16 protein-coding genes and 1 pseudogene are annotated in these 18,573 nt (G+C 37.7%); 10 read left to right on the forward strand and 7 right to left on the reverse strand.

Going from position 1 to position 18,573, the window contains the following annotated elements; all coding sequences use genetic code 11:
* Window positions 1-63: 63 nt before the first annotated feature.
* From ACX5JI_RS15235 to ACX5JI_RS15245, 3 genes and pseudogenes are all read left to right on the forward strand, one after another.
* Complete coding sequence (locus ACX5JI_RS15235; protein ID WP_459501877.1) at window positions 64-1,752, forward strand: C40 family peptidase; 1,689 nt, start codon at window positions 64-66, stop codon at window positions 1,750-1,752.
* 336 nt (window positions 1,753-2,088) lie between these two features.
* Window positions 2,089-3,300, forward strand: a complete 1,212-nt coding sequence (locus ACX5JI_RS15240; RefSeq protein ID WP_459501878.1) for a NupC/NupG family nucleoside CNT transporter — start codon at window positions 2,089-2,091, stop codon at window positions 3,298-3,300.
* Between the two features lie 32 nt (window positions 3,301-3,332).
* A pseudogene (locus ACX5JI_RS15245) lies at window positions 3,333-3,587 on the forward strand (dGTP triphosphohydrolase); the annotation flags it as partial.
* 182 nt (window positions 3,588-3,769) lie between these two features.
* Here ACX5JI_RS15245 and ACX5JI_RS15250 read toward each other — a convergent pair.
* Together ACX5JI_RS15250 and opuD are read right to left on the reverse strand one after the other, a co-directional pair.
* Window positions 3,770-3,904: a hypothetical protein gene (locus ACX5JI_RS15250; RefSeq protein ID WP_459501879.1), complete on the reverse strand. Its 135-nt coding sequence runs from the start codon at window positions 3,902-3,904 to the stop codon at window positions 3,770-3,772.
* Between the two features lie 488 nt (window positions 3,905-4,392).
* Window positions 4,393-5,910, reverse strand: coding sequence for a glycine betaine transporter OpuD (opuD, locus tag ACX5JI_RS15255; RefSeq protein WP_459501880.1), 1,518 nt, complete (start codon window positions 5,908-5,910; stop codon window positions 4,393-4,395).
* A gap of 735 nt (window positions 5,911-6,645) precedes the next feature.
* On the opposite strand from opuD, the gene ACX5JI_RS15260 reads away from it, so the two are divergent.
* Together ACX5JI_RS15260 and ACX5JI_RS15265 are read left to right on the forward strand one after the other, a co-directional pair.
* The gene (locus ACX5JI_RS15260) at window positions 6,646-7,524 is read left to right on the forward strand and encodes a cell wall-binding protein EntA (protein ID WP_459501881.1); all 879 of its coding nucleotides are present in this window, start codon (window positions 6,646-6,648) and stop codon (window positions 7,522-7,524) included.
* Window positions 7,525-7,848: 324 nt separating this feature from the next.
* Window positions 7,849-8,121: a DUF3910 family protein gene (locus tag ACX5JI_RS15265; protein ID WP_459501882.1), complete on the forward strand. Its 273-nt coding sequence runs from the start codon at window positions 7,849-7,851 to the stop codon at window positions 8,119-8,121.
* A 260-nt stretch (window positions 8,122-8,381) separates the two neighbouring features.
* On the opposite strand, the gene ACX5JI_RS15270 is transcribed toward ACX5JI_RS15265, so the two are convergent.
* Genes ACX5JI_RS15270 through ACX5JI_RS15280 form a run of 3 tightly spaced genes read right to left on the reverse strand, consistent with a single transcriptional unit; the run spans window position 8,382 to window position 11,809 of the window.
* A complete protein-coding gene (locus ACX5JI_RS15270) occupies window positions 8,382-9,761 on the reverse strand; it encodes a zinc ribbon domain-containing protein (RefSeq protein ID WP_459502042.1) in 1,380 nt (459 codons plus the stop codon).
* 12 nt (window positions 9,762-9,773) lie between these two features.
* Window positions 9,774-11,312, reverse strand: coding sequence for a zinc ribbon domain-containing protein (locus ACX5JI_RS15275; RefSeq protein ID WP_459501883.1), 1,539 nt, complete (start codon window positions 11,310-11,312; stop codon window positions 9,774-9,776).
* A gap of 5 nt (window positions 11,313-11,317) precedes the next feature.
* Complete coding sequence (locus ACX5JI_RS15280; protein WP_459501884.1) at window positions 11,318-11,809, reverse strand: zinc ribbon domain-containing protein; 492 nt, start codon at window positions 11,807-11,809, stop codon at window positions 11,318-11,320.
* A 155-nt stretch (window positions 11,810-11,964) separates the two neighbouring features.
* Here ACX5JI_RS15280 and ACX5JI_RS15285 point away from each other — a divergent pair, with 155 nt between their 5' ends.
* Window positions 11,965-13,584 (forward strand): SWIM zinc finger family protein, encoded by a 1,620-nt coding sequence (locus ACX5JI_RS15285; protein ID WP_459501885.1) that lies wholly within the window; start codon window positions 11,965-11,967, stop codon window positions 13,582-13,584.
* A complete protein-coding gene (locus ACX5JI_RS15290; protein WP_459501886.1) occupies window positions 13,568-16,324 on the forward strand; it encodes a DEAD/DEAH box helicase in 2,757 nt (918 codons plus the stop codon). The genes ACX5JI_RS15285 and ACX5JI_RS15290 overlap by 17 nt, the downstream gene beginning before the upstream one ends.
* Before the next feature lie 29 nt (window positions 16,325-16,353).
* Here ACX5JI_RS15290 and ACX5JI_RS15295 read toward each other — a convergent pair whose 3' ends face one another.
* Window positions 16,354-16,839, reverse strand: coding sequence for a VanZ family protein (locus tag ACX5JI_RS15295; RefSeq protein WP_459501887.1), 486 nt, complete (start codon window positions 16,837-16,839; stop codon window positions 16,354-16,356).
* 110 nt (window positions 16,840-16,949) lie between these two features.
* Here ACX5JI_RS15295 and ACX5JI_RS15300 point away from each other — a divergent pair, with 110 nt between their 5' ends.
* Both ACX5JI_RS15300 and ACX5JI_RS15305 read left to right on the forward strand, forming a co-directional pair.
* Window positions 16,950-17,174 (forward strand): DUF1659 domain-containing protein, encoded by a 225-nt coding sequence (locus ACX5JI_RS15300; RefSeq protein ID WP_459501888.1) that lies wholly within the window; start codon window positions 16,950-16,952, stop codon window positions 17,172-17,174.
* A 28-nt stretch (window positions 17,175-17,202) separates the two neighbouring features.
* On the forward strand, window positions 17,203-17,418 hold the full coding sequence (locus tag ACX5JI_RS15305; RefSeq protein WP_459501889.1) for a DUF2922 domain-containing protein: 216 nt from the start codon (window positions 17,203-17,205) through the stop codon (window positions 17,416-17,418).
* Window positions 17,419-17,439: 21 nt separating this feature from the next.
* On the opposite strand, the gene ACX5JI_RS15310 is transcribed toward ACX5JI_RS15305, so the two are convergent.
* Window positions 17,440-17,841, reverse strand: a complete 402-nt coding sequence (locus ACX5JI_RS15310) for a DUF4359 domain-containing protein (protein WP_459501890.1) — start codon at window positions 17,839-17,841, stop codon at window positions 17,440-17,442.
* Between the two features lie 251 nt (window positions 17,842-18,092).
* Between ACX5JI_RS15310 and ACX5JI_RS15315 the strand changes: the two genes are divergently transcribed.
* Window positions 18,093-18,572 (forward strand): competence protein ComK, encoded by a 480-nt coding sequence (locus ACX5JI_RS15315; protein WP_459501891.1) that lies wholly within the window; start codon window positions 18,093-18,095, stop codon window positions 18,570-18,572.
* Window position 18,573 lies beyond the last annotated feature (1 nt).

Here is an 18,573-nt window from a genome sequence, read left to right on the forward strand (position 1 = left end):
AATTTTTAACAGTTGGTAAATATTTCACATCACTATATTACAGACAGAAAGGAATCGACAAACATGAAAAAATATCTTGCCGGTCTTGCGGCAGTGTCTGTAGCAGGAGGCGCAGCCCCGACATTAGATACCGTTCAAGCTGCCCCTGAAAATACAGCAAAACCTGCTGCACAATCTGTTCAAGCTGCATCCAAAAACAATTCAACTTACACAGTAACTGCTGATGTACTACATGTTCGCTCTGGATCCAATACTTCTTCCGACATCATCTCTCGCGTATATGAGGGACAAACATTAGACGTAATTGGCGAAGAAAACGGATGGTTTAAAATTAACCATAATGGTAAAACAGGTTATGTTAGTGGAGAATTTGTATCAAAAGATGGTTCTAAAACAAACGTAAGCACAGGTGGTAGTCATAAAGTTACTGCTGACGTATTACGCGTTCGCACAAGTCCAAATGCTTCTAGTTCTATTATGGGACGTGTATACGAAGGACAAACCGTACAAGTTATTGGCGAAGAAAACGGTTGGCTTAAAATTAATCATAATGGTAAAACAGGTTATGTTAGCGGAGAGTTTGTATCTGGTGCTTCTTCGAATAATGGGACAACTGTTAAGCCTGCAAGCGGAAACTATACTGTAAACGTATCTTCCCTTCGTGTTCGTACAGGTCCTAGTACTTCTCATACAACTTTAGGCTCTGTTCATAAAGGACAAGTTGTACAAGTTGTGGGTGAAGTTCAAGATTGGTTCAAAATTAACTATGCAGGACAAACAGCATATATTAGCAAAGATTACGTAACAAAAGGCGGTTCTAATAACGGTACTGCCGAGGGTAATAATCAACAAGAAACGAATAACAATGGTACTGTTCAAACTGGTGGTACTTATGTTGTAACTGCAACATCTTTACATGTTCGTACGGGCCCAGCTACATACCATGGTGTAATTGGCGGCGTCTTAAACGGACAAACATTAGACGTAACTGGCGTTGAAAACGGCTGGTTCAAAATTAATCACCACGGTAAAACAGGTTATGTAAGTAGCGAATTTGTGAAATTCGTTAAAGGTGGCACAACAGCACCTGAAAAACCAGAGCAACCACAAACAACAGTTGGCGAATACTACATTAATGTAGCTGCATTAAATGTACGTAGCGGCGAAGGTACAAATTACAGTGTAATTGGCGCTCTTCCTCAAGGCCAAAAAGTCCAGGTTATTTCTGAACATTACGGATGGAGCAAAATTAACTACAACGGTCGCACTGGCTATGTAGGAACTCGTTTCCTATCAAAAACACCAGTTGGCGGTGCTGTAGACAATACGAATAAACCAAACAACAATAATAATAATAATAATGGCAATAACAATAATACAGGCAATAGTGGTGATGCATCATCGATCCTTGCATACGCAAAATCAATGCAAGGTGTGCCATATGTATGGGGCGGTACTTCTGCTAATGGCGTTGACTGCAGTGGTTTCATCTTCCATGTATTTAACAAATTTGGTCATAACATTAGCCGCCAAAGTGTTGCGGGATATTGGAGCAGCCTACCAAAAACTTCAAATCCACAACCAGGCGACTTAGTCTATTTCCAAAACACTTATAAGCCAGGTCCTTCTCACATGGGTATCTACCTTGGCGGTGGATCATTCATTCAAGCTGGCGATAATGGCGTGAAAATCGTTTCATTAAATAACTCTTACTGGAGCAGCCACTTCTTAGGATACACAAAAGCACCTTAAATCATAGTTTAAGAGTCTTCTAGATTACTAGAAGGCTCTTTTTTAGTTTGATAGATTTTTAAATGTGTAGTCTTCTTCTCATTTTAGACACTACATTCCGCAAAAATGTGCTAAAACACCATAATAATGATGTATTTTTTTTAAAAAACATAACTAAATTCTTCATTTTAGGATCGATATGTGTTTTTTCGCAAAATTTTCTTTTTATTTAAACTTTTTGTAGACGTTTGACCTCCGATGTCCGGTATGATACGTTACTTAAGATGCTATTTTTGCAAAAGTATAGGCATCTTTTTATTTATACTTTTTTACTATGAGAAAGGAGATTTACACTGCATGAATTTTTTATGGGGAATTGGCGGCGTGATTGGAGTTTTAGCGATTGCTTTCTTACTATCTTCCAACCGCAAAGCTATTAATTGGCGTACGATTTTAATCGCGCTAGCGTTACAAATTACATTTTCTTTCATCGTGTTACGATGGGATGCTGGAAAAGCAGGGTTAAAAATTGCCTCTGACGGTGTTCAAGGCTTAATTAACTTTTCTTATGAGGGGATCAAATTCGTTGCCGGGGATTTAGTTAACGCAAAAGGTCCTTGGGGCTTCGTTTTCGTAATTCAAGCACTACTTCCAATTGTATTTATTAGTTCATTAGTAGCAATTTTATATTATTTTGGTATTATGCAATGGTTCGTTAGTATTGTTGGTGGTGCACTAAGTAAACTTCTTGGAACTTCTAAAGCAGAAAGCTTAAATGCAGTAACAACTGTTTTCTTAGGACAAACAGAAGCACCAATCTTAATCAAACCGTACTTAACACGTTTAACAAACAGTGAATTTTTCACGATTATGGTAAGCGGTATGACAGCTGTTGCCGGATCCGTTCTTGTTGGTTATGCAGCAATGGGGATTCCGCTAGAGCACTTATTAGCAGCTGCAATTATGGCAGCACCGTCAAGCTTATTAATTGCCAAGTTAATCATGCCCGAAACAGAAAAGCCTGATGACAATGTAACACTTTCTACAGAGCGTGAAGATGCTAACGTTATCGATGCAGCTGCACGTGGTGCATCTGAAGGGATGCAACTTGTTATTAACGTAGCTGCAATGTTAATGGCATTCATCGCCTTAATCGCTGTATTAAATGGCTTATTAGGATGGGTTGGGTCTTGGTTCCACATTAAGCTTAGCCTTGATTTAATCTTTGGTTACTTACTATCACCATTCGCTATCTTAATCGGGGTTTCACCAAGCGAAGCTGTACAAGCGGCTGGTTTCATCGGTCAAAAACTTGCAATCAACGAGTTCGTTGCTTACGCAAACTTAGGACCACATATGGCAGACTTCTCTGATAAAACAAATATGATCTTAACATTCGCAATTTGCGGATTTGCCAACTTCTCTTCTATCGCAATTCAGTTAGGTGTAACAGGGACACTTGCTCCTTCTCGCCGTAAACAAATTGCACAATTAGGGATTAAAGCAGTAATTGCTGGAACACTTGCAAACTTCTTAAACGCAGCAGTTGCGGGTATGATGTTCCTTTAAATTGTACAAAAGCTGATCCGAATTTCGGGTCAGTTTTTTTTATGTACATATCCTCCATCTTCTATTTATTTTCTGAAGCATGGTTACATTTATGGAGTACTTCCACACAATCTACCTATATCATCGGTCATTTCCTAGCAATCGCAAATTTCTTTCTTATATATATATCGAGCTATATGTTAAAAAAACTCGTGAATGAAAATAGACGCCTGCGAAAGCAAGTTCAAAAGCTCGAACAATACATCGGAGAAACAAAGCTATTAACAAGACAAGAATTTGAAAAGCGCGGCGACTCTTTCAAAACTAAACAAACGTTTGTTCAAAAAAAATAAGCACAGAGCGCCGTATGCTCTGTGCTTATTTTTACCGTAAATCTATATATCAGACAATACCCCTTAGTCGAAAGTAATTTTCACGTCCATCCCCCAACGAACGATCTACTTTCATTATATATACGAAAAAGTGACTGCTATTTTTGTAAAACCAATTGCTTCTCTTGTTGTTCTTTAGATACCCCAGTCTTTGGTTCCGTGTTTTCTTGAACACTACGATGTGCCACACGTTTCAAACAAATATGCTTCCACTTTCTTTCGTAACGCTTCATTATTCTAGTTGTCCCCCTTGAATACGCTTAAAAACTATTTGAAATCGCTTACAGCAAATAATATAGCACATATACAGAAAAGTGACAACACATTTCCGACAATTTTTTGACAAAAATTTGGATTTCTTTTCATAATGTACCTTTCTTTTTGACATATATCGGCGATTCAACAACTCATGACACCCTATAGGAACTAGGTGCTCCTGTTTTTTGTCATTTTTTGTTGGTTAGTCGATATCCTTTGTCGAATCGTCGATATATTATGAAAAATGATTGATATATTTAAAAAATCGCTGATATATTGTGGGAAATGATTGATATATTTGAAAGATCGCTGATATATTGTGGGAAATGATTGATATATTTGAAAGATCACCGATAAAATTTCATTCACCATTTTATACGAACCAACTTCGTCAAATTACCATAATTCTTTTTATAATCAAGACCTGAAAAAGAGCTGATTCAACATCAGCTCTTTCCTTCTATTATTTATGATGCTCGGAATGAACTTCTTTCTGTAGTTCTTTAAATAAAGAAATAGCCATAAAGAAGATAACAAATATGAACGGGAATGCTGCAATAATGGAAGCCGTTTGTAATGCCTCAAGTCCGCCTACATATAGTAAGATCCCTGCTAAAAATGCTTGTACAAGACCCCAAACTAATTTAATACGGCTTGGTGGATTTAAGCTACCGTTTGTCGTTAACATACCAAGTACAAATGTCGCTGAATCTGCCGATGTAATAAAGAATGTTGCAATAAGCAAAATCGCGAGGACTGATAACGCTGGGCCAAAGCTTCCCATTTCATGGAACATAGCAAAGAGTCCAATTTCAGTACCCATCTCTTGAATTTGACCATGAATGTTCGTTCCTTCAAATAACTCCATATGAATACCTGTCCCCCCAAATACAGAGAACCAAAGCGCACCAATAAGAGTCGGAACGAGTAATACGCCAATGACAAACTCACGAATCGTACGTCCACGTGACACACGGGCAATAAATGTACCAACAAATGGTGACCAGGCAATCCACCATGCCCAGTAGAAAATCGTCCACGATTGAATCCACTGATTTCCACCCTCATCTAACGGACTTAAGCGGAAACTCATGCTTGGTAACTCTTGAATATAAGAACCAATTGTCGAAGTAAAATAATTCATAATAAAGTTTGTCGGACCAGCAAACAATACAAAAATCATGAGAGCAAATGCTAGTGCGATATTTGCATTACTTAAATACTTAATTCCTTTATCTAATCCTGTTTGTGCTGATAACATATATAGAACCGTTACAATCGCAATGATAATAATTTGCGTCGTTAATGAGTTCGGAATTGATGTTAAGTAGCTAACGCCACCTGCAATTTGTTTTGCTCCTAACCCTAATGAAGTTGCAACACCGAATACAGTCGCAAATACAGCTAATACATCAAAGGAACGCGCAAAACGTCCATTTTCACCACTTTTAAATAAAGAACCCACTGCTCCACTAATTGTGCTTTGTTTTCCTTTTCGGAACGTAAAATAAGCAATACATAGTGCTACAAGTGCATATAGCCCCCACGGATGCAATCCCCAATGGAAAAATGAAAAACGAAGTGCAAGACGTGCACTCTCTTCTGATGCACCTTCTCCAAACGGTGGTACTTGTAAGTGATTTAACGGTTCCGCAACACCCCAGAAAACCAAACCGATTCCCATACCAGCACTAAATAGCATAGCAAACCATGTGAAATAACTATAATCTGGTTTATCGTTGTCTTTCCCTAAACGGATCGAACCATATTTTGAAAAAATTAAAAAGATAGCTAAACCTAAAAATAGCGAAACAGATATAATATAGAACCATCCAAACTTACTTACTAACGCCGTTTGAATTGTCGTTGTTACATTGCCTAAACTACCTTCTCCGATAATAGATTCAGGGATACTCCCCCAAATTGTAAATGCGATACATAATGATAATGAGATAATAAATGTTTTTGTTACTTTCCTCATAAAATCCCCCTTCATAAAATATATAATTCCGATGCGATAAATCGGATAAATCATAATTTAAAATGAGTATGGTTTTTTCCCCACACTAATACTTATCAGATTTCTACATATTGAGATAAGTGTATTGCTGTCCGCAAGTAGCCGGATCAAGTGAAATGTTTCTTGTGGTGTTTTTCTTACATCCCACGAAAATGAATTTTCTCCAAGTGAATAAGTTATATTTCCTTTAAAAATAAGAAAGAAGAATATAATCGTTCATTGGTATAAGAAAAATGCGGATGGAAACGTGTATTTTTCCAAAAAAACGATGTGTTACAGTTAGAAAAAAGGGAGATGCACGGATTGCACTTCTTTCTTTTTGTAACAATTATGCGGTTGTTTTTGTAAGGATATAGCACTTCTTTGTGAACAAACAAACAAATTGTTTATGTTTATATAACTATTTTAGTCATAAATCGACGAATTACTCAAGGAATGCAATCGTTTAGTAACATTATTGTAATATTGTCGTAATGTTTTTGGTTCAACTGAAAAACATCCTCTGCGCTACCAATAATAAGGATATATACGAAACCTCCTAAAAATACGGAATGAAAACCGTTTTCTCCACTTTTTTTCTATATTACAAAGTATTAATGGTTTGTTACGAATGGTTTGTAATTGTGTGTTTTCCCAAATCCCGAAAAAAACTGTTGCTATAATGAGGACACGAAAACAAACGCAATGGAGGCTATCATGAAAAAATTAATTGGTATAGCAACGGCAGCGGTTTTTGGTCTTGGGATTTTCACTGCTTCTGCAAAAGCAGAAACTGTTGTAACAACAGACGTATTAAATGTACGAGAGAACCCAACTACTGAATCACAAGTTGTAGGAAAATTATTAAATGGTCATAAATTAGATGTTACAAATACAGAAAACGGATGGTCACAAATCAAATTAGATGGTAAAGACGTATTCGTAAGTGCAGATTTCACAAAAAACATCTATTACGTAACAGCAAACGTATTAAACGTACGTGCTGAAGCAAATACAAACTCAGAAATTCTTGGTACGCTGAAGAAAGACGATATGATTGAAACAACGAACCAAGTACAAAATGAGTGGTTACAATTCGAATATAATGGGAAAACAGCTTACGTTCACGTTCCATTCTTAACAGGTACAGCACCTGTTATTGAAAAACAAGAAACGTCTGCTCCTGCTAAATCGGAAGCACCTGCTAAAACAGAAGCGCCAGTAGCACAAGAAAAACCAGCTACTAAGCCTGTTGCAAAAAAAGAGACAACGAACGCTCCTGCTGGCGGCCGTGAGCTAACAGTTGAAGCTACAGCATATACAGCTCATCCGAGCGAAAATGGCGGCACATATGGTGGCCGTGTCTTAACTGCAATGGGTCATGACCTAACAGCCAATCCAAACATGAAAATGATTGCTGTTGACCCGAAAGTGATTCCATTAGGATCAAAAGTATGGGTAGAAGGATATGGAGAAGCAATCGCTGGTGACACTGGCGGTGCAATTAAAGGTAACCGTATCGACGTTCTAGTTGGCTCTGATTCAGCTGCTGACAAATGGGGACGTAAAACGATTAAAGTGAAAATTTTAAAATAACCAATGACTGCTAAACGTTCAGCCAGCTCTCTTATTATTTGAGAGCTGGCTTTTATTTTTTATAAAAAGAACACACTTTTAGGTGGAACAGAGCCCTTTTAGCGCCATGCCCCGTTTAAAACAATAAGACAAGATGGGTCAAAATCTACTTTTCTTTTCAAATGGAAGAAAGCATTCGCTCATAGAAAGAAGCGCCATGGTCTTTTTCGTTGTATACATTCAAAGAAAACTTAAGTGTGAGTCACATATTGCTCTTCATAACAACAACTTATATGTTGGAAAATCGAAAGAATTCGATATAATGACGATAAGGAGGGTTACAAGATGAACGTACATGCAAAAACAGACTGGATTGGTACCCCAAAACCATACAACGACGGATATACAATTGATTTTTCATTGGAACAAGACGATAATCGTTATAAATTAATGGTGCGGAGGCACGATCAATCTGTTCCGTATAAGCTCGTTCAATACGGAACGAAGCCGGGATCACAAAAACCATTTCCAATCGATATACCATTTCAAGAAGACATGCTTCCGTTAATAAAAAGAATTCTACAAGATCCATATGTACAGGCTTTTGGTATTTTGTAAAAGTACTACGATATTTACAAAAAAATACTATCTCTTGCTCTAAAAGAGATAGTATTTTCACGTTCTATATATCCAATTTAATTTTCTAACATATAAATTGAGGCTATGAAAAACAAAAAGAGGCTTCTACTCATTTTTCCCTTCTGTTTTTACATGGCATGGGGTTAATCATGGCACTGACCGCTTCTATGCATGGCCGGATGCTCTCACCCACCTGAAAAGAATGGTTTGATGTTACTTTTTTAATTTGGATTTATATATTAACGTGTTGGACCAGATACTTCTTCTGATTTCAACGTATTGTTTGCAGCAATGGAATGATATAATATTTTTCCATCCGCATTTACGGTAACGATGTGTTCATTATTAAAGCTTTTGAACTTCACAGACCCATCACCATAACGAATATTATATTCTTCATATGTTGTTACTTTATATTTCGTAGAGCTTTGACGTTCAACATTGCGCACTTCAAAATTCAGTAACTCCTCAGTAATTCCTTTTTTCTTTAAATAACTCAAGTAATCACGGTCTTCCTTATACGACTTTCCGCTCTTATCATAATCGTTTTCAATTAAACTAAAATCATTTAAAGAAATAGCACGTACATTATTATAAATATGGCTGCGAACGAAATCACCGATTGCCATATCCGATGTTTGCGTTGGGAATTTCAAATAATATGAGCTTTCTTCCTCAACAATTTTTACGCTTTCTGTTTTCACAACACCAAAGTCGTTTTGTTTCTCTAAATGAACTTCAACGGTTCCATCTGTTGGTACTGGACCAAGTTTATATCTACCATATTCCAGTTTCCCACGTTTCTTACCATTTACAACAACACTCGCACTATTTTCATCAGAAGAGATAGTAACGTATTTTCCTTCCAGTGATAACTCTACATCCACTTTTCCATTTTTTTCTCCAGCTAACTCAACTTCCTTTTCCGTTTCTAGTTCAGTCAGCTCCGTCTTCGCCTTTGCTTTTACAACATACGTCCCAGGCAAATAAGGTCCAAGTTCTTTAGAAGACTTTTCACTAGAAATTTCAGTCTCTTTTTTATCATTTACATATACTTCAGCAGATTTTGCAGTTGTGCTAACCTTCATGAAATACGACTTAATGCTGAACTTATATTTCGGATACAAGAACCATTCATTTCCGTCTTCTACAATCTGTCCATCCACAAAAGTCTCCTTATCTGCGAGCTTTTGATCCACAGTTTGCTTTTGTAAATATGATAATAACTGTTTATTATACGAAGGATTTTCTTTTAAATACTGTAAATAAGATTTAATATCTTCCGTTTTCATTTTCAACCCCGGATCATCCGATTTTACAAAAGAATCAATTGTGTTTATATCCTTTTTATTGAAAGCTTCAATTAATAAATTGACTTGCTTCTCTTTCGAAAATTTATATGCACCAAATTTATATGCGCCAAACAGTAACGCCGCTATTACGACAAATACAAGGAAGAGAATAATATTTTTCTTACTCTTCTTTGGTTGCATGTCCCGCTGTATATCCGCTCTTGAAGCAGCTACATTTTCTTCAATTACTTCCACTTTACTTCCGCATTCTGGACAAAAGTTTAAATGATCTGCGACTTGCTTTTTACACGTTCCACAAAATTTCAACATCATTTCCCCCTACTTTTTTGCTAACTTCATTCCGGAAAAGGCAGCTATATAAGTCAAAACAAAACTACCGAGTATTAAATAGAGCCAGCTGTTGTGCATAGAAAATACGGTTCCAACTGTCCCCAATCCTCTTGCTAGCTCTCCGGTTACATTCACTTCAAATTTAGAAAGCAAATTCATTACAATCATCATCAATGTATAAGCACCGCTACATACAGCTAACGTTACATACATATTAGAGAATGGAACCTTCGCTAACTTTTGTCCTGCTCTAAACATAAAGAAGAATGGAATAATAAGGAGCAGTAAACCAAGGTGGAATTTACTATTTATCTCATCATACACTTCCATTATTAATACCGGAGCACCTTCAGCGATTAAAATATCTTTTATTTTAACGCCGCCAGCAGATATACCTGATACAAATGAAAATTCCATTATGCTTTTGTCACCTGTTGTCACTACTTTAGACAATTCCTTTTGTAAGAGGGGAGTTTTTATTTCTACTGGTGCCAGATGAATCATGTTCCATATACTTGGTGTGAGTTGCAATGCTACCATTGCTCGAGAAGAAGTTGTAGGTAATATATTTTCAAATGACTTCGTATTACTACCAGATAATGCAATCAATGTCGTCACACACAAAATAACAGCTGTTAATAAAAACCCCTTCACCATCGCCGTCATGCCATAATATAGCGCGGATCCGTATGGAAGTAACTCCTGAAACGCATCTGCTATATGATTTCGACTTGTATGTGCAATCAATCCGAATAAACTAAACAAAGTTCCACATATAAAACCACTTACTAAACTTTTAAATGAAGAGTACCCAACTGTTATCATTCCTACTTCTGGGAATGATGCTGATTTCGAGGCAATAAAACTGATGACAAATAAAAATAAGCCATACATAATACCAACCGTTGCCGCTAATATAATCTGTTCTCCAATTGTCTTAGCAACACGTTGTTTCCCCATCCAAATTCCTACTCCACATAAAATAAGAAATGGAATGATTAATAATAAGAAAAATGGGGTGTCCCAAGAGAGTGTCATAACAACTTCATTTGTATCTCCTGCTGAAAATCCAAGTAAATGATAGCTTAATAGTGTAGAAGTTGCGCTCGCATAAAAGTCAGGTAACATTGGTAATTCCCTAACAAACGTATAAAATATTTTCCCCATTATCTCTGAAACAACTACACTTCCAATCCATCCTGCAAGCAACATCAGAACACTCGCAATCGCTCCACCAATTACACCCGTTATTAACCCGCTCTTATGTAACCCGAGTTCTACTTTAGAACCATTTTCTACACTCGGTCCCATCACCATACTTTCCTTCCTCTTGACGGTAAATAAAGAATGCCCACACGTTTGACAATACAAATTTTGCTGATCATTTTCAGAACCGCAACCGCGGCAATATGTAACGGTATCTCGTTCCAGCATAACACTGTCGCCAGCCACCATTGTCATACTTCCCTCGTTAGGACAGTAATTCACTTCTTCACCATGTTGATTCCCGCACATGCGACAATACATCTCGCTCACTCCCCACCTTGTTTAGTACCACAAACTGGACAAAAGATGGAGTCTTTTGTGATATGTTCATTACATGATAGACATGCAATCTTTTCAACACTACTCTCTACCCTTAACATTGGATTGGGTTTCCCGCACGAACCACAAAATTTATCACTGATCGATAAAGCCCCCCCGCACTCACATATCGCTTTCTCTCCTTGTTGTTTTTGCAGTTCCACAATTCGTTTCCGCGCTTGATAAATTGCCACATCAAAGTCTTGAATAGGAGTAATTAACGACTGTAATTCAGCTTCCTGCACTCCCGTGTCCCGAAGCTGAACATACACCTTTTGGCCAAGTTCTACTAAAACTTCCGTCTTCTTCTGAATTTGCACTTGTATTTCCTTTTTTAATTGCGCGATCTCTTGCGCAACCTGCAACTTCATCTTCCCCTGCTCAATTCCTTCTTGCAACTTATTCATACCGCTTCCTAATTTCGTCTGCAAATCTGACAAATTAACTCTCCCCCTAAATAGAAAAATTAATATATTTTACCAATTATATGTTACCATATTTACCCTTTTTTGTACGATCAAATTCATTTTTTCTGTTTTCACTACTTTTTGTTTATAATGGTAAAGGAAAGAAATCTTTTGTACGGAGGAAAATTATGCTGCAACATTCAATTACGAAAGACGAAATTATGATGATCGCGAATGAATTTGTTCAAGGACTCGATCCGCAGCAAGCAGCCGATCAAGAACATGTTGCCACAGCCCGTCACTTATATCGCAGCGGCCTTGTCTACAATGTTGATTTTGATGGCTATACCTTATCAGGAACCGTAGATGCTGAAGGAAATGTGTATAGCGTTCATATTCCGATTCGTAATATCGCGGAAAGCTATTGTGATTGCTTTGCGCCGACGCAGTGTGAGCATATGCTCGCTGTTTTACTATCTGCAGCTTCTAGCTTCGGACAAGTGGGAGAAGTATTAACATTATTTAAAAATAAAACAAAACCATCACTCCCTCCCATTCGAACAGCACGGCAAATATTACAATCATCTGCCTTTGAAGATACGGATTTTAAAAGTTGGCACGCATATTTTGAAAATGAATATGACGCATTTAAAAAAGAACAAGCACGGCTCACGTATAAACAAATGTATTTTCTTATGAGCATCTTTACAGACTTTCATATGAAATTAGAACGAAAAGCACCGCGCGTTATTGCTATACATGAGTTGTTCAAATTACATAGCGCCCTATTTTGCTTTCAAAAGTTATTAGAAGAAATTCAGGAATTTGAGACAAACAAAACGTATTCCTATCACCAACCCATTCACGTTGTTCGTCTATTTGTCGATAAAGTTGAAGCGCTTGTACGTGACTTGAAATCAGAATCGATTCCAAGTGAATGTAAACCAATTTTGCAAGAAACAGCTCGCCAAGTGCACAGTATTTTCTTCTCCACCAATTCCTACACACAGGAAAGGTTCTTTATTTACCGGCATATATGGGGCGAGCTTCTCACAGAAACATCTTGGATACGAGAAGAAGAAAAACGAATTGACGCGAAGATGCATCCACTCTCGAAAGCACTCGCCTCTTCTCATCTACTCTTTTTAAACCAAGAAGACAACGCCGCCATGGACTTACTGGAAACACAACCAACAGAAGTTGTCGGTCTTTATTTCGACTGGCTCGAAGAATTACTGAACACAATGCAATGGGAGCGCGCCAAGAGCTGGCTTTCTTTCACCTATAAACAAGTGAAGAAAACAATACATGATCAGGCCGATCCTCTTTTTGTAAAAGATATCGTTCGTTTGTTCATCATGATGTATGAAACATATGCGACGCACATAAATGAACAAGCGGGTTTAGAAATGATTTTGCAAGAACTATTGCCATACAGCTTCATAAACTACGAGCAATACGCACTAGCAAAAAAGCAATATTATGAATGGACAGAACTTCATCTCTTATACGGATTTGAAGCAATCGAATTACTAAAAGAGCCTCTAAAAGAAATTGAAAAAGAAGCACCAGATGCAGCTCTTCCGCTCTATCATCTTGCAGCGATGCAAGCAATTGAAGAAAGGAATCGCAAATCATATCGCCGCGCGGTCCGTTACTTAAAGAAATTGCGTATGCTCTATAAGCGGCTCAAACGAACGGATGAATGGAACACTTTCATTATCCAAACCGCTAACTTATATTCACGCCTAAGAGCACTACAGGAAGAGCTGCGGAAAGGAAAATTAATCGATGATCATACAAACTGAAGTAACGATTCGGCTCCAGCACGTAAATCAAGGTTGGTTCCTTTGGGGAGAAGATAAAGCTGGTACCCTCTTACCGATAGAAGAGTGGAAACAACACGCCTTCACATGGCATGCAACGTCCTTTTTCGGCACCTTCTTGAAAGAAGCTAGTTATGAAGGACGCAGCGGGATTATATTAACGAATGTTCAGGCATTTGAATATATCGCCAATAGGCCAATGAATTCATTTGCTAAGCTGAAAATGAATGGTCCTGTTACTGCGCTTACAAACGATGCAAAAGAACTATGGAACGCCTTTGTAACTGGAAGCTTTATACCTGATATGAAGCTGTGGACCAATCATCCAGCATGGAAAGTGAATGATATTTCAACTGATGATGAGACACTCTCATCCCTTTTCTCTCAGGCAGTTAATGAGAGTATTCTGCAAGACACGCGCTCAAGTGATGGCTGGGAAAATGCGAAGCGACTATATGAACACTATGATTTCGCGAAAAGACAACTTGCCGCAGCGATGCACGAAGAAGATTGGTTCCGAAAAATCGGTTACATCGAGGATGATCTTCCCTTTACAATTGGTCTTCGTCTCCAAGAGCCGCAAGATGATTTTGAAATGTGGAAGCTTGAAACAATTATTACAACAAAACGCGGAGCCCACCGGATTTATGTATATAATGGCATCGATTCACTACCAAAGAGATGGCATAACTATGAAGAACGTATTCAAGAAACGCAGGAAGGATTCGGCAAGCTAATTCCATGGCTTCAGGAAAATAATCACTTTCGAAATGAGCTCTATGAAACGGAAGCATGGAACTTCTTAACCGAAGCAAGTAATGAACTATTAGCAGCTGGCGTTGATATTTTACTACCGTCTTGGTGGCAAAATTTAAAAGCAACAAAACCAAAGTTACGCGTGCAATTGAAGCAGAACACGAATCAAACCGAATCCTTCTTCGGTATGAACACTCTCGTCAATTTCGACTGGCGCATTTCCACAGACGGTATCGACCTATCAGAGAGTGAGTTTTTTGATCTAGTCGAACAAAACAAACGACTCTTTCATGTAAATGGACAGTGGATGAGACTTGATCCTGCCTTTATTGAAGAAGTAAAAAAATTAATGAAGCGCGCAGATAAATATGGTCTCGAAATGAAAGATGTCTTACAGCAGCATTTATCAAACACTGCTGAAGCAGAAATTGTAGAAGAAGACAATCCATTTACAGACATTGAAATTGAACTAGATGGCTATTACGAAGAGCTTTTCCAAAAGCTCCTGCATATCGGTGACATTTCGAAAGTTCAAATACCATCTTCTTTACAAGCCACACTTCGGCCATACCAAGAGCATGGCGTAGAATGGCTCTTATATTTACGAGAGCTCGGATTCGGATCATTACTAGCCGATGATATGGGTCTCGGTAAAAGTATCCAAACCATTACTTATTTATTATATGTAAAAGAAAATAACCTCCAAACAGGCCCGGCACTTATTATTGCACCGACATCTGTTCTTGGAAACTGGCAGAAAGAATTTGAACGCTTTGCGCCAAACCTACGCGTGCAATTACATTATGGAAGCAACCGTTCAAAAGGCGATTCGTTTAAAGAATTCTTGCAAAGTGCCGACGTTGTATTAACTTCTTATGCACTAGCACAACTTGATGAGGAAGAGCTTAGTACAGAGTGCTGGGATGCGATTATTTTAGATGAGGCGCAAAATATAAAGAATCCACAAACGAAACAATCAAGAGCGGTTCGGCAACTGCGAGCAAATCACAAAATTGCTTTAACAGGTACGCCGATGGAAAATCGTTTAGCAGAGCTGTGGTCAATTTTTGACTTCTTAAACCACGGATATCTTGGGAGTCTAGGTCAATTTCAGCGCCGTTTCGTCTCGCCAATTGAAAAAGATCGTGACGAAGCGAAAATTCAGCAAGTACAAAGATTCATCTCACCGTTCTTACTGCGCCGAACAAAACAAGACCAAACAGTCTCATTGAACTTACCGGAAAAACAAGAACAAAAAGAATACTGTCCGCTAACAGGGGAACAAGCTTCATTATATGAACAACTCGTACAAGATACACTGCAAAACATCCAAAGCTTAACAGGTATTGAAAGACGCGGCTTTATTTTAATGATGCTCAGTAAGCTAAAACAAATTTGTAATCACCCTGCGCTGTATTTAAAAGAAGAAGCGCCAAAAGATATTGTGCAGCGCTCGATGAAGACACAAACATTAATGGATCTTATTGAAAATATTAAAGATCAAAACGAAAGCTGCCTAATTTTCACGCAGTATATTGGAATGGGAAATATGTTACAAAAAATATTAGAAGAGAAATTTGGTCAACGTGTTCTCTTTCTAAACGGTAGTGTACCGAAGATGGAACGAGATAAGATGATTGAACAATTCCAAAACGGGACATACGACATCTTCATTCTCTCATTAAAAGCTGGTGGTACAGGTCTAAATTTAACTGCCGCAAATCACGTCATTCACTATGACCGCTGGTGGAATCCAGCTGTGGAAAACCAGGCAACCGACCGTGCATATCGCATCGGTCAAAAGCGATTCGTACACGTTCATAAACTCATTACAACAGGTACACTTGAAGAAAAAATCGATGAAATGCTAGAGCGTAAACAATCGCTAAGTAGTGCTATTATCACAAGTGACAGTTGGATGACAGAACTATCAACAGACGAATTGAAAGAGTTACTTGGTGTATAACATGCAGAAAAAGAGCTATCCCGAACGGGTTAGCTCCTTTTTCTATGCCAAAACCAATTGCTTATAATAATGCCTATCAATCCGCCCGACGTATCTAACACAGAATCTTGCCACATCGGCGTACGGTCACCAGTAAAACACTGATGAATTTCATCAAATGTTGCATATCCTGCTACAAAGAAAAGTGAAAATAAGAAGGCACGCCCTCTTTTATACCCTGAGCGCTGCAAAGCATAATATGTCAACGCACCAAGCATAAAAAAGACCATAAAGTGAGCCCCTTTACGAAGGAAAAATTCAATAAAACCATCAACACCTTTATTCTCAATACTAACTGGTGTACCCCCGCCATAATCAATGGATACCCACGAAAAATGTTCTTTCACAAATTCTACATTCACATACTGCACAATATTTGGGCGCAGATCCTGTTTTTGATACGGCTGTGCCGAAGAATAAAAAATAATCCCCATCCATAGTAAAACGGGAATCCAAACTAACCATTTACGATTCATCTTTAGAAACTCCTCTCTTATTCTTCTAAGAGTACCAAAAAAAAGAAAAAAATTCACGCCAAAATATGATCTTTACCTCCTATATATATGACGAAAAGGGGGTGAAAAACATGGCGATTGAAACGATTGTAACTGATTTAAGCTTACGCCTTGTCCTAAACGGCGGTACAGGCGCAAACGGAAAAGCAATTTTAAAGAACAAACAATTTAAACGCGTTAAACAAAATGCCGATGTAGCAAAAGTACATGAAGTGGCACTTGCAGTTGCTTCCTTACAACAATTAAAGCTTCATGCCGTTCAGCTTTTAAGTACATCCGATATCTCAAATCCGTAAACTTTTCATGAAAAGGAGGTAAATCCAAATGAACGTACTAGAATTAATTTTCTTGAAAGAAGATGGGAAAACAGTTGTCTTCTCTATCGACAACCCAATTACACCTGTGAATGAACAAACGATTAACAGCGTGATGGACAAAATTCTCTCCTCGGGCATTTTCTTGTCACTAGATGGAAATACCCGTAAAAAAGGAGCACGACTTGTTGAAAAGACTATCTCAGAACTAAACGTCTCTCCTTAAATAAAAGAAGACGAAGCTGCACTACTTTGCAGCTTCGTCTTTTTTCTTCGGCATCTCAATCGGAATAAAAATGTGAGAAAACCCGACTGAAACATATTTATAATTTTCTTTCCCTAGTGTAAATTCTGTCGTATATGTCGAAAAGAACATATAATCGTCACGCTTTGTATAATGATTGATGAGCAAATCAACTTGTGGCTCGACATATTTCTTCGCTAACTTCTTACCAATTGTCGCCAGTTCACCAACAAGTCCATCTGGATTTTCTTCCTCAACCTCTGTTAACTTTTTGCTAATATCATTGCGATTCATAAATTGTTTTGCTGCCCACTCTGTATATTCCGTTTTACTAGGATTACTGCTTGCTAAGTATACGAAAAGAATGGCAACAAATGCCACAATAATAATATATTTCCGCTTCATATTCTATCACCGCCTAACTAGTTCTATTGTCATATATATGTACAAGCGATGCAAATTATATAAATTTAAATTGAAAAAAAGATAGAAACCCTTTTTAAGGAGGAAAAAGTCGAAAATTCACAATAACTTTATATGGAAAGCCTATCATTTACAAACTCGAACAAAGTTTTACAAATATTTACATTCATTTCCAAATTTCATCTATATAATAGAATATGTAAGACCACTAACTTTTAAAGGAGGCTATTCAGGTGCATGAGCTAACTAATTTGTATGCCATGTCTAGTGCCGTAATGATGATGTCGTCTTATGAAGACCCTTTTTATCGTACGCAAATCCATACCACCAAAGGAATTCTCTACTCAAAAAATACACCATTACAACTCATAAAAGAACTCATTCTCTCACACAATTATTCCACATACGAAGGAAGACGAAAAGCAATTATTAAAAAATGGGATTTACGACAAAATACACCGATCCCCATTAATCATCGTCTCTTCATTTGTGCCATTCCAACCAAATCACCGGCCGCTTGGGATTGCATCTGGGTCTTCTACAAAAGTATTAAACATATTCAAAAAGGCACAAATAATCGAGCGATACTCCGTTTTCATAATGGAGAAACGACCATTCTTCCCATATCCTGCTATAAAATGAAACAACAATGGCGAAAAACTGGTAATCTTATCGCCCAAATGATGCTCGACGATTTTCGTAATAACTTCTAAC

The sequence above is a fragment of the Bacillus sp. C1 genome (assembly GCF_054570475.1).